7 protein-coding genes are annotated in these 12,519 nt (G+C 59.8%); all 7 read right to left on the bottom strand.

Annotation, left to right across the window (positions count from 1 at the left end; translation table 11 throughout):
- Positions 1 to 7 precede the first annotated feature (7 nt).
- The 7 genes from pelG to MHM37_RS10490 are packed head-to-tail and all read right to left on the bottom strand — an operon-like array spanning position 8 to position 12,501.
- The gene (gene pelG, locus MHM37_RS10520; RefSeq protein ID WP_239296620.1) at positions 8 to 1,390 is read right to left on the bottom strand and encodes an exopolysaccharide Pel transporter PelG; all 1,383 of its coding nucleotides are present in this window, start codon (positions 1,388 to 1,390) and stop codon (positions 8 to 10) included.
- A 21-nt stretch (positions 1,391 to 1,411) separates the two neighbouring features.
- Positions 1,412 to 2,989: a GT4 family glycosyltransferase PelF gene (gene pelF, locus MHM37_RS10515; RefSeq protein WP_239296619.1), complete on the bottom strand. Its 1,578-nt coding sequence runs from the start codon at positions 2,987 to 2,989 to the stop codon at positions 1,412 to 1,414.
- On the bottom strand, positions 2,986 to 4,041 hold the full coding sequence (locus tag MHM37_RS10510; protein ID WP_239296618.1) for a hypothetical protein: 1,056 nt from the start codon (positions 4,039 to 4,041) through the stop codon (positions 2,986 to 2,988). The genes pelF and MHM37_RS10510 overlap by 4 nt, the downstream gene beginning before the upstream one ends.
- A complete protein-coding gene (locus MHM37_RS10505) occupies positions 4,028 to 5,389 on the bottom strand; it encodes a PelD GGDEF domain-containing protein (protein WP_153843609.1) in 1,362 nt (453 codons plus the stop codon). Before MHM37_RS10505 ends, MHM37_RS10510 begins: the two co-directional genes overlap by 14 nt.
- 11 nt (positions 5,390 to 5,400) lie before the next feature.
- Positions 5,401 to 6,012 (bottom strand): hypothetical protein, encoded by a 612-nt coding sequence (locus MHM37_RS10500; protein ID WP_231125629.1) that lies wholly within the window; start codon positions 6,010 to 6,012, stop codon positions 5,401 to 5,403.
- A 2-nt stretch (positions 6,013 to 6,014) separates the two neighbouring features.
- Complete coding sequence (locus MHM37_RS10495) at positions 6,015 to 9,704, bottom strand: tetratricopeptide repeat protein (RefSeq protein WP_239296617.1); 3,690 nt, start codon at positions 9,702 to 9,704, stop codon at positions 6,015 to 6,017.
- Positions 9,691 to 12,501, bottom strand: coding sequence for a bifunctional glycoside hydrolase 114/ polysaccharide deacetylase family protein (locus MHM37_RS10490; protein WP_239296616.1), 2,811 nt, complete (start codon positions 12,499 to 12,501; stop codon positions 9,691 to 9,693). The genes MHM37_RS10495 and MHM37_RS10490 overlap by 14 nt, the downstream gene beginning before the upstream one ends.
- Between the last annotated feature and the right edge of the window lie 18 nt (positions 12,502 to 12,519).

Below are 12,519 nucleotides of genomic sequence, written 5' to 3'. Positions count from 1 at the left end.
TGGCGGCCTACTTATGGGGCTGCAGCATGAACGTTTGGAACGTCAGCTGCTCAAACTCATGATCGAGTACCGCAAGCCCCACCAGCGACGTAAACAGCAGTGACAGCGCATAGCCATAGCCGTAAAACACTGGCCCCAGCATCTGGCTGAGCAGGGTGAGAAGCACATTGGCGATGAAAAATAGCAGGCATAGCCACAGCGCGGGTTTTAGGCGGTCGAGATAAAACAGCACGTTGAGGATTGCCATAAACAGTACTTGTATGGCGACTGCCACGATGTCGATATTAAATAGCGGCAGATACCAGTGGGAAAAACCGAGCCAGGAAAAAAGCATCGGCCCGCTGAGCAGTAAGGCCACGACCGTTATGCCCTGCACTTTAAAGATGTCATAAATGCCGTGCCGCACGCTGGCCATCATCTCACCGCGCAGGTCCTCAATATGCAGCAGCGTATCGCCTTGGCGTATGGCGTCGTAATACGCTTGGCAGCGCTCTGCGAAATCCGTCTCCATACGCATGATGAATACGGCCATGCCCGGTACGATGGAGAGGTACGCCAAGAAGATCGGCAGGTCGTAAATGGGTGAGGCGCGCAGCGGGCCAATAATGGTCTCCGAGGTGCCAGGGTGAAACCAAAAGACGAGCTTGTCTGCCCAGATACCGAGCTGATAAAACAAGCCAATGGCCATCAGCGCCCGCTGACACTGCCCTGCGCGGTGCAGGTCAAAGGCCCATAGCCGATCGCTTGGGTAGTGGCGAATCACCATCGCCAGCAGCGTAAAGAGCAGCAGGCTCTGGCCCAGCACAAAGCCCCCCAGTAACCCGATCAATCCGTAGCTGCTCAGCAGCATGCCACCCACGAAGGTGGCGCCATAGCCAAACGCAAAGGCCCACAGGACTTGGCGATAGGCCTTAACACCGGCAACGAACACCGTGACGCACCAGATCATGCTCAGCACGATAAAGCTCATCAGCATTTCAAGCTGATAAAGCCATGGCGTGCCTTGAAAGGTGAACCATAGAAGGCTTGTCCCGACGCTGGCCGCGACGAGTACCACCAGCGTGAGCAGACCAAACAGGTTCGGCAGAATCGCGCTGTCGCGCTTTTCAAACAGGCGGTCGGCCACAAAGCGGGTAAACAGCAGCTGCACCAGTGACGTGAGAAGCAGTGAACTAGCCACCAGCCAAGTCACCGAGACCAAAAACTCCGTTACATGGGCACTGCCACTGGGGCTTGCCGCTGCCGACAACACCCCAAGCGCCATGACTGCCAGTATCGACAGCACCCATGGCCCGGAACTGATCAAGCCTGCGTAGCCATAGGCACGCAGCAGGCTGACGTAGCTGTCCTGGCGCAGTAACCGCCGAAGCTCAAAACCAATGCCTGCCATAAAGCCTCCTCGGATACGTGGCTAGTGCCTGCTGAGCGCGGTGAATAAGCGAGACGCCGCTGTCATCGGTGCGTTGGCGGGTGGGGTAATAACATCGTCATACAGCTGCTGATAGCGCGCCATCATTAAGGCCTCGGTATAGTCGGCCTCTACGCGGGCGATGCCTGCTGCGCGAGCGTCCAGCCATCTAGCGGGCTGCGTTAGCAGTTGCTCCATGGCATGGGCGGTGGCCATCGGGTTGGCGATAGGCACAATATGGCCCGCTGCCTGCTGTTGAGCAGGGTCGCCGATGACCAGCTCCCGGCAGGCGCCCACATCGCTGCACACCACCGGTATACCCGCCGCCATGGCTTCCAGTACCACCAGTGGCTGAGCCTCGCTAATAGAGGTCAGCACCACTAAGCGCACCTGGGCCAGTATCTCCTCGGTACGTTGGAAGCCGAGAAACCGCACCTGCTTTTCAACGCCTAGCTGCTGGACTAAATCGCGGCACTCTTGGGCGTAAGCTGGGTCTTCACTGTCGGGTCCGACAATCCAGCCCTGAGCGTCAGGGACTTGGCTGATAAGCTGGCGCATCGCGCGAATGAAGGTCTTGATATCTTTGATGGGGGTCACGCGGCCCAGCAGCGCCACGATCGGTTGCTGGTTGTGGGCGGTCGCGCTGCGCAACGGGGCAAAGCGCTCGATCTGAATCCCGTTGGGAATAATCCGCGTGCGCGCCTTCTCAGCACCGTCTTGTATCTGCCGTAGGCGGTTGCCTTCGTGTAGCGTGGTAATGTGCGAAGCGCTGGCATAGGTCATGCGGCCAAGGCCCTGGAAAAAGCGAATCCACATCTGGCGCAGGTAGCCCGTATCGATCTGAAAACCGTGGGATAGCGCATCGGTGGAGGTTTTGATCCACTTTGCCTCTAACAGGTCAATCTGCCGCTCCTTGGTATAAATGCCATGTTCGGTAATCGCGAAGGGGAGGTGGTGAATATGGTGCGCCAGTGCGCCGAGAAATCCCGCGTAACCGGTGGAAATGGCATGTAGGCAGCGCCCTTTAGGCAGTTTTTGCGCAATGCTGGCCAGCAAAAAGAGCGGCGCATGAATATTGCGCACCGACCAAAAGTAGTCGATGAACGAGGGCTCGGTGACGTGGGTCAGGTAGTGGTCAACGATTTGCTGCCAAGCCGCCTGGCTATGTAGAAAATCCTCGCGGCTCAAGCCGCCCCGTTGGCCAATCATTCGCGCCACATCACACAGGGCGCGTAGCGGGTCCTGCTGCTCAGGGTTGCGCAGGTTTTCGTGCAGCTCCTGCACGGTGTCGAACGTACTGAGATTGCCTCGACGCGCTTTGATGGCCGATAACGAGGGCAGGTCGTCCATTAGATAGTGGCACTCCAGATGCACCACGTTCGCGGGCCGCTCGAACAAAATACCCTGGTAGTGATCCGGTCGACTGCCCAAGAAAACCAATGCAAAGCGCAGTTGGGGCAGCCCTCGAATGAGCTGATCCACCCAAGCGCTCACGCCGCCTCGTACCATGGGGTAGGTGCCCTCGAGCAGTAAAATGACATCTGCCGGTGTATCGCGTTTACCCAGGGTGGGCCATGTCATCGCCAATACTCCATCAAGGGGTGTAGTACAGGGTGCTGCGCGGCGCTGGGGCTCAGCCGGGCAAGCTGCTCTTGCATGGCGTGGTAACGCCTGGTTTGGAAGGCCAGCTCCGCGCGGTAAGCGGCTAGGTCATCGTCCTCCATGCCTAGCAATGCGCACTGTGTAAACGCGGCGTCTGCGTCATCGAACGCTTTCAGTGCCAAGCACAAGCGACCGCGTAACAGCTGGCGATGGGCGGAGTTGGCAAGCCGAATGGCGGTATCGATCTCACTCAGTGCTTGGGTCAAATAAAAGTGTGCGGTGCTGCCTTGGGCGAGATGCAGATAGTCGTACTCCCAGTTCAGCATGGCGAGCGCTTCGGCATGATGGCCGTGAGGGTCACCGTGTTGGTCACGGGTGGCCGTCAGCCGCTGAATACGCTCGTCTAAATCGCGCTCAATGTTGCTTAGCATGGAGTAAGCCAGCAAACGCACATCATCGGTTGGGTCTGCCAGCCCTAAGCGCAGTAGGCCAATGGCCTGCCTGGGTGGTAAATGGCGGCAAGCTAGAATGGCTTCTTGGCGTGCCACCGGGCTATCGGAGACGTTCAGGACGCTAGTGAGCCCTTCGCGCATAGCCATCGAATCAGAATTCGGGGGTGTCAGCGGCCGATAGGGAAGGGAGGGTAAATCTAGCGGTTGCCAAGCGCTAGGGCGTGCCGGGGCGGATAAATAGAGCGCGGGCACGACGGCTAGCAGTAAGCCGATAAAGGCAATACCAGGCAGCAGAAACAGCAGCAAGAACAGCACCACTAGAGCGCCCAGTACGGGTTGCTGATAGTTGAGGGGTAGCGCCCGCCGAAGGCCTTCGGCCAGTAACACGCTTCCCGCCGCGTGCCCGGCCAGATGCGTTAGCGAGGGTGCCCCAACGCTTGCGCCCCAGCTATCCACTATCCCGTTATCCATTACCCAGCGATTGACTACCCACCCTTCTACCCCCAAGCCCGCTAACAGCCAGCACAGGCTTGTCAGCACGCGCCAACCGATATGGGGGCGCGCATTAGGACGGTACATGGGACACCTCGGCGTGATCGTGACGCGAGAGAAGCTTTTTGGCCGATAGTCGTCCGTCAATCACTTGGTAGCTGAGGCGAATGGCCTGACAGGCTTCGCCAAGACCAGGTTCAGAGGCCAAGCGTTCCTGCAGGCGCTCTGCGTATATGGTAAATGCGCGTGGCTGGGTTAAGGGTAGCAGCACATACAGGCGCCTTGGGAGACCTGCCTGACACACCATCCAGCTGCGATCCAGACCGCGCTGCTGCTGAGCGACGTTATCAACGGCCTGGTGCAGCTGGGCGTCGCTTAATGACTCCGCAAAATCGATGGCTACGAGCAGTGAGGTGAGCTGATGCTCTCGGGCATGCCGCACCCACTGCGCCACCAGCGAGCGCTGATGGCCCCCGCTGCCTTGGCTAGAGCGCTGGGTGTGTCGAAGCATGTCACCTAGCTGGGCACCTAATACCGCCAGGAGGTGTAAATGACCGCGATGAAAATCAATGAACGGCATCGCCGTCACCGCCACCACGGCGTGAATTTGCTCTTCAACGTCCATGAGCGGTACGACGGCAAGCAGGGGAGCGTTATCAATATTGATGCCCTGGGCCATGGCGCTTTTCAGGCAGATCATGCGGCGCTGTTCAAGGCAGGCCATTAGCATGGGGTCATGCCAATCCAGGGCTGTTTCCCCTCCGAACCACATTGCGGCCTGAGGCATAAGCCGTTGCTGCTGATCCACGGGCAACAGCACGGCTTGCTGAATGCGCGCGTGAAGCGCTAAAAAACCCAGCAGTTCATCACCATGCTGAGCCAGTGGATCCTGGTGTGAGGCAAGTGATAGGAACTTCTCTTCCAGTGCTCGCAGCGCATCACGCAAGGTAAACGGGTTGGCAGCCAGTCGCTCTGCCAGCTGATCGTGGGAGACACGCAGCAGCTGATAGTGGCGCACGAACTCCTCCAGGCGTGTTGATTGCGCACGGTGCAGAATGGCCATTTGCTGAAGACGCCGCCGCCACACATCCGCCATTTCACCTGCCACCATGCCCACCAAAATGAGCGCGATGGCAATCGGCAGCCGCTGGGCACGCTCGACGAACAAGTCGCCGTGATACCAAACACCTTCCAACCCCATGATGGTGACGCTGAGCAAGGCACTGACAAAGCCCAGGGCGAAACCGTAGCGCATCCCGACGAGCAGGGGGGCAATGGCCAGCAGCCACGTCAGGCCACTACCCAAAAGCAGCGGATCGTTTGGATTAATGATCCAGCCAATCACTGGCAGCGCTAGGGTGATGATGAGGGTTTCCAGATAGCGCAGCCAGCGGGGAGCAAGCGCGGGTTGCAGTTCGTCTATATGGGTGGCCATGGCAGACCCCTCTATTGCAAAGGCAGCGTGTCTAGGAGATCCGCCATGAGTTTCTGCGCGACGCCGCTAGTGGTACTAAACCCCCAGCCAGTGCGCGCGCCGCTGGCGCTCCACACGATGTCGCCGCTATTCACATCCACCACTCGCAGGCTCATACCAATCGCCGGTTCGCCATCTAATCCTGCTTTGTATTGCCACTCATCCACCGAGCCGGTGACGCCGTAGCGCACGCCTTGCTGCTGCGCCCAGGCAAGCGCTGCCTGGTAATCCTGGTCGCTGGGCAGGCTGAGTAAGTCCATGGCGTCTGGCCGTGGCGCTTGGCGGAGCGAGTGAATGCCGCGTTGCTGTAACAGGGTCATCAGGCTAGCTTCCGCTTTGTGTCCCGCAAGCGGTGTTTCAGAGTGATTGGCGAGGGGTAGCAGGGCCCAGCTGGCTTGTCGGCTGACGGGGTCAGAGCGATGCACATCGGTAACAGCGCAGCCGCTCAACCACAGGCTCAGCAGCACAAGCCACAAAAGAGGCTTTGATAGGTAGGTATGCATAGCGGTATCTCCGAGGGCGCTCGAGCGGCGCTGCAAGCAGTGGGTGGAGTAACGGCATGGCCGCTGGTTTACCTGTGACATGGCTAGTGCCCCAGAAAGTAGTGATAGGTCAGTGACACGCCCAGGCTAGTGTCACCCTCGCTGCCAGACCCTTGATCCGCTTCTAACTGCAGGCTGAGCGCATCGTTGCCAAATAGGCGACTACCGACAGCCAGGCGAGCGTTTAGCCCAATATCGTTATCGGGCAGCCGGTAGCCGGCCTCTAACCCGACTTCCAGCATGGGGGAGGCCAGCGTTGGCGATGTGGCGTACGGGTTGCCGCGGCGCAGTGTGACGCCCACCCCCATAAAGCTGCTGGTGTCGGTGAGTAAATCGGTGGCTTGGGTGTCTGCTGCGAGCCGCCGCTGAATATCGTCAGGCAGAGCGTCGTTGACACGGTAGTCGGCGTGGTTAGCGAGCAGGCTTATCTCTAGCTGCCGCGTTGCCCCTTTGATCAGCGCATGTCGCCAGGCGGCATCGACGCGGTAACCCTCTCCCAGGCTTGCGCGGGTTTCCCGGCTACGCAGGTCGATATGACTGGCGTTGAGGGTCAGGGTATCGCGGGCGGTGGGTGTCCACTCCAGCTGGGCTCCCACGCGATCCTCAATGGCCAGCAACCGTAGGCGCTCATTGATCTCTGAGGTTTGGCTAATCTCGCCATAGAGCGTACCGGCAAGGCGTGACGTAGCTTGCCAGCGCTGCGTCGCGCTGCTATAGGTGCGATTGACCCGGTCCGTTTGTAGTTGGCCCAAGTTGAGCTGGGTATCGAGCCTGGGGCCATTCCAGCCCAGGGTTAATTCGCCTCCGCGCTCATCGGTGATACCGCTGCTATCAACGTCATTAGAAGGAGCATCCAACTGGCGTTGTACCAGCGTTAGCTGGCCCCAGAAGCGTTCGCCGCTGAGTTGGTAAACGGCTTCTTGTTCGGCAATCTCCAGCTCTCCCAGGCGTTGATAGGAAGCGCTGCTGGATAGCCGATGGGGCATGTCCTGGGCGAGCTCCACAAGGTCTTGGCGATGGTCTTCCCCTGCCTGGGTCAGCGTTTCTGCCAGTGCACGGGCATCCTGGCGGCGGTCAAGCTGGCGCATGATGGCCAGCCGGTCGGTGGCAGAAAGCGTGCGGCCTAGATCACTCTCCAGCAGCTGTTTTAGCGTATCGCGATCATTTTTTTCCATCGCCACGGCGAGCACTTGCCATGGCGGGCTGGGGAAGCCCAGAGCCTGGGCGCGCAGCAGCACATAGCGGGCATGGAGTGGACGCTGCAGGGCGATGTTGGCGTCGAATAACCACTCGCTCTCACGGGCTTGGGCGGGGGTGGTCGCAAACGCGTCGGCCACGATATGACGATACCAGCCGTGTACGCTCTCTGGCCCCTGGCGCTGGGCGACCAGTGCCATCACTTGTATCTGTTCACGGCGTTGCTCACTGCTCAGCGGTGCGTCGAGATCTTTCAGCAGCCCAGGGGAGAATTGGTTAAGGGCGGCGATACGGCGGGTAAAGGCAACGTGATGCTGGCCGCTTTGGTCTAGCGCGTCGGCGTAATAAAGCTGCTGCCAGTCATCCAGCACGCGGGCATCGCTGGCCATGGCGTACCACGTCAATGCGTGGTCCAAATTGCCTAAATAGCGATGGCCCTCCGCCATGGCGCTCATCATGGCGGGCGTATTGGCAGCGGTGGGCTGCCACTCTACGAGGCGTTGGCGCAGCACGTCCGACTCGCCTGCTGCGGCCAGGGCGTAAAGCATGCCCGCTTGTAGGCTTGGGTTATCGGTTGAGAGCTCCAAGGCGCGTTGATAAGCCGCCATGGCCTCGCCTGGAGCTCGCTGCAACAAGGCTTGCTGCGCGACGGCTCCCCAGTAATCGGGCGACTGCGCAAACTGTTCTGGGGCTTGATCGGCCATGGCCAATAGCGTTTGTGTCAGCGCAGGCTGGCGCTCACGCTGGGCGAGGTACAGCATTTGGATTAAGGCATCGCCATCTTTCGCTTGTGTCCAGCGCTTTTCCGATACGCGCATGGCGAGGTCTAACTGTTGCTGATCGGCGGCGGTCTGGATAAGGCGTGAGGTGCCGTCTGCATCAAGGGCACCTTGCTCAAACAGGGCGGTATAGGCTTCTAAGCTGGCCGCACTGTCACCTAACTGCCATGCCAAGGCGGCCCGCTGTTGCCAGTAGCCGGTGGCGGCGTCTTGGGGAGTGGATGGCGCGTTGGCAAGCACGTCGAATGCGCTATCCAGCCGCCAGTTTTGTGCCAATACGTTGCTCTGTGCTTGAACAAACGCAGGCTGAGCGCCGTATTGCGCAGTGATGGCGGTCCAGGCCTCGTCTGCTTCGTCCAAGCGTCCAGTTTGCTCTAGCCAGGTAGCGGCGCGGATGGCCAGCGCCTGGTCGCGAATGCCGGCGGCTTGCCAGGATTGAATGCGGGCGATGGCGGTATCTGGATCGCCCAGCTGTTCCAGCAGGTCTGCCCAGAGACGGCGATCCTCTAGCGTGATGGTGCCATTGCTCTCCAGGCGGGTGAGCGCCTGCAGGGCGGCGTTGCGATCACGCACGCTGAGAGCCAGCGCCACGCCCCATCGATCATGCCGCTCTTCACCTGTCAGTCTCGCTAATGTTTGTGCACTCTGCATGGCCCCCGCCGCATCGCCCGCCCACTGCTGCGTTTGCGCAAACTGCTCTAAATAGCGCGGTTGCTCTGGGTGGCGTTGGCGGAGAAAAGTCAGCGCTTCAAGCGCAACGGCGAGCTCGTTAAGCCCCAGCGCGATGGTGACATGACGCTCCAGCGTTGCAGTGCCGGGCCGTACGTCGATGAGCCGCTGCGACCACGCTAGCGCCTGTTGAGGCTGGCCGTGGGCAAGGGCCAAACGAATGCCCAGGTCCAGCAGCTCAGGATCGTTGGGAAACACACTAAGGTATTCGCGGGCGTAACCAACGCCGTCGTCGTCCTGGCTTTGCTGTGCTGAGCGCAGCGCTTCAAGCGCAGCGGCCCGTCTCGGTGACTCGGGCGATGCTTCGCCAGCTTGAGCGTAGGCAGGGCTCACCAGCCAGCCTAGCCAGCCGAGTGTCATCACGGATGTTTCCGCCACTTGGTAAGCGCGGTGCCAAGCCGCAGCGGAACGATCAGGGTGTCCCGCACGCAGCCACCAGTGGCCTGCCAGTGAAAGCCAGTGGTATTGACGTTCCCGGTCCTGTTCTCCTAGCCGCTCATACAGGGCCGCTGCATGGGCTGGATGCTCCGTGGCCAACCAGTACGTAGCCATGGTTTCCAAATAATCCGAGGACAGAGCCGCATGACGTTGAAAGGCCAGCAGCAAGTGCTGAAAGTGCTGAACGGCGTTCAACCGGTCTGGATGGTCGGGAGCAATAGCCGCCAACAACTGCCACTCGATGCTGAGTCGCAACCACTGCACTGCTGTATCAGGGCTCTCATGCAGCGGTTCTAGGGTTGCGTTTGCGAGCGCAAACTCGCCCACCTGAAACAGTTTGTTGGCGAGGCTGATACGCAGCTCGCTATTGCCAGGGTTAGCGTTGAGCAGCGCCTGGGCGTAAAGGATTGATATCCGGCTTGGCATACTGTCGTTATTTTCCAGCGTGAGCAGATGATGCGCCGGAAAAAGCAGTACCAGTATCAAGGCCACGACGGCAGCAATGAGCCGTAGCGTGAGCGGTCGAATGAGCCGCCGCGAGGGTAGCGCCACCCCCTTACGCGCGGTGGTAGCAGGCTTATCGGTCAGCACAGCGCACCTCGATACGCTCACCCCGAGCGCTGCCATAGTGTAAGACGGTACTGGTACCACGCTGTTCTAGGCGCGCAGTCGGTGCTGAGACTTGGCAGCCCTGGGTGGCCGCAAGCTCCACCTGCAGAGGCACTTGCTCAGCTGCCAAGGAGAGGGTGATGTTGCCTGGAGAGAAGCGCTGCCATGTATCAATACGGCCGTTGGCATAGCGCAAGTGCGGTGTTTGCGGGGCATGAGGGGTGAGATACAGCTGGGCTTCGTTTGTACCTGAGAGTGCCACATAGCGACCTGACGCAATCTCGCGAACACCCGCCACATTCGTTGAGCGCTGCAGATCGGGCCAGCCAAGCGATGTCGGCAGGCGCAGGGTACGCATGTGTTGGGTACCCTGAATCACCCAGCCGCCGTCCAGGTGGCGTGCAACACCCGTGTGGTACCATTGGGTGGCCACATCGCTCCAGGTGCTGGTGTAGACCGGCAGTGTCTCTTGGGTGAGCACGTACTCGTACACTTGGTGCAGTGCCCGTAGCGCGCCGGGACTGGCGGCCGAATAAAAGTGGTAATAGATATCGATGGGCTTTAAGCGGCGAGGCTGATCGGTGATCTGGTAGGTTTCAATGGCGCGCCGATAGCCCCAGAGCGGGCCAAGCATATTGTTGGTGTAGACGTTTTCATTGATTTGCGGCGCGTAGACCTGCAGGTAGTGGCCCACGGGGCGCAGCATCGGAGACACCCGGGTCATAGTGGGGTTGCTATGGGTAACACTGGTGTTGCCGCCATTGATATTGCGAAGCCCCAGCTCATCGGCAATGGCCAAGGCTTCTTCCGGCGGCAGCGCGTTGCCTGTCCAGAGCACGACGCTGACCGGCTTGTCAGTGGGTGCGAGCGCGCGGTTGATGTAGCGGGCAGAACCTTCAATTTCTCGACGTAATGAAAACCGATAGTTGGGTATCGGCAGGTTGTAGTTGAAGCCTGCGGTGGTGGTTCCCTGACCCGCTAAATCATTTTCCTTGAGGCTTTCCCATTCGAAGGGGTGGCTGAAGGTATGGGTCGCCACCTCTACCCAAGGCAGCGCGAAGATACGACGTGCCAAGGGCTCGAGTACCGAGCGGTACTGCGGGTACAGGCCGTCTGGGCCTATTTCACCCTCGATGATCGATACCGTCGTAGGGACTTGGTAGCGCATCAGAATATCGGACAGCATCAATTCGCCGGTAAAGGGCGTGCCCGGCAGATCGGCTCGGCTGACAAAGGCGTCGCCATCGATCTGGGTCATCCAATAACGTGCGCCGTTCTCTGTGGTGGCGTCGGGCACTGGCATATCGGGAAGTGCCAGGGCGCGCTGCAAAAATTTGAATGGGTTGATGTTCCAGCGTTTTTGGTACTCGTTCGCCTCTTCAACCACCCATGGGTGGCTGGCCAAGCCTCCCCAGGCGCCGGTCACAATGGGCGAAAATTGGCGGCCCGTGCTGTCGCGATTGGTGAGGTGGGCGGTGAGCCCACTGCCCACAATTTCGTAGCTGGTTTGTGGCACGGGCGGCGGGGTTGGCATGCCCTCGAAATTGGCGACGTCATCATGACTGGCCAGGGTGAGGCCTTGAGGGTTGATGCCGTAGACCTCACGCAGCCCCATCAAGCGGCCTAGCGTGCCGGAAATCGGGATCCCCGGTATACCCACTATCGCGGCTCGCAAGCCGTTCTCCATCTGGTGCTGTAACCAGGCGCTATAGCGGGGAGCGTTCGCAATAGGTTCGTTGAACCAGGTCACGACACCGGCGTAACGGCCATGTAGCAGATCGCTGGGTAGTGGCCCATTGACGTCCAGATACTCTGCTCCATAACCCAGGTATTCCAGTGGCATCGCCAGGTAGCGATGCGCGTTGGTGTAGGCCAGCTCCCCAGCTTCCGTTTTAGCCTTATCGAAAAAGATCAGCACTCTGCGTGGGATGGGCTCAATGAGTCCCACGCCCATTTGATTGAGCTGCGGCACGCTAACCCAGGGAATAAACCCTTCACCATGAATCCGTTGGGCGGTTTCTCTGGCAAGCGTACGGTTATTGGCGGGTACATAATCAATGGCAATGGCCGGTAAGCGATAGTGGTCGCGCACGCGGGCGAGCTGCGTATACAGCCAGGCTCGATCGTTGTCGGGGACGGCACCATACACTTGGGTGGCCGGGTTCCAGCCGCGATAAAGCGATTCCGCCGCGACGCCAACGATCTGCCCTTGCACCTGGTTCAGCACTTCAAACCCACGGTTGAGGAGCAGCTGCATGTCGGGAAACTGCTGCTTGATGGAATGAATGATGTCCACCAGTGCGGCCTGCTGACGCTCGGCGGCCGGACCATCAGGTGCAAATAAGCGATAGCTGTCTAAGGTATCCAGAAACAGGCCGCGATAGCCTGACTCCCAGAGCGGACGAATGTGCTCCTCAATTAGGTAAGTACGCCACGCCGAGTGGGTGAGATCGGCCACCTGGCTATTCCAGGCGGTGTTAGAGGTGACGAGTGCATCAGCGGGCAGCGAGGTGGCAGCCCCCCGCCATGCGTCGAGCTCACCGATGCTGACATAGGCAAACGGCTGGCCTCCATGCTGCGCCAGCAGGCGCTGCTCGGCGCTGTCGACATTGGCGGCCTCCACCACGATCCAGTCAAACTGAGAGAGCAGTTCAACCGGGGGCTCGTTACCGTAGTAAAACGCAACGCTAGGCTGTTGGACGGGGGAGTTTGCGTAAACAGCGGAGCCGATAAGCCCGAGAAGCAGCCATGTCAGCGTGCGCATAAAAAGCTTCGCCATCGGTGCCACCTGTCGTGT

This window comes from Halomonas sp. MMH1-48 (assembly GCF_022348105.1).
Classification (GTDB): domain Bacteria; phylum Pseudomonadota; class Gammaproteobacteria; order Pseudomonadales; family Halomonadaceae; genus Vreelandella; species Vreelandella piezotolerans.
This window is presented reverse-complemented; position numbering and strand designations above follow the sequence as displayed.

Coding starts and splice junctions, on each gene's coding strand:
- pelG (WP_239296620.1), bottom strand. CDS start 1,390: ATGGCAGGCATTGGTTTTGAGCTTCGGCGGTTACTGCGCCAGGACAGC.
- pelF (WP_239296619.1), bottom strand. CDS start 2,989: ATGACATGGCCCACCCTGGGTAAACGCGATACACCGGCAGATGTCATT.
- MHM37_RS10510 (WP_239296618.1), bottom strand. CDS start 4,041: ATGTACCGTCCTAATGCGCGCCCCCATATCGGTTGGCGCGTGCTGACA.
- MHM37_RS10505 (WP_153843609.1), bottom strand. CDS start 5,389: ATGGCCACCCATATAGACGAACTGCAACCCGCGCTTGCTCCCCGCTGG.
- MHM37_RS10500 (WP_231125629.1), bottom strand. CDS start 6,012: ATGTCACAGGTAAACCAGCGGCCATGCCGTTACTCCACCCACTGCTTG.
- MHM37_RS10490 (WP_239296616.1), bottom strand. CDS start 12,501: ATGGCGAAGCTTTTTATGCGCACGCTGACATGGCTGCTTCTCGGGCTT.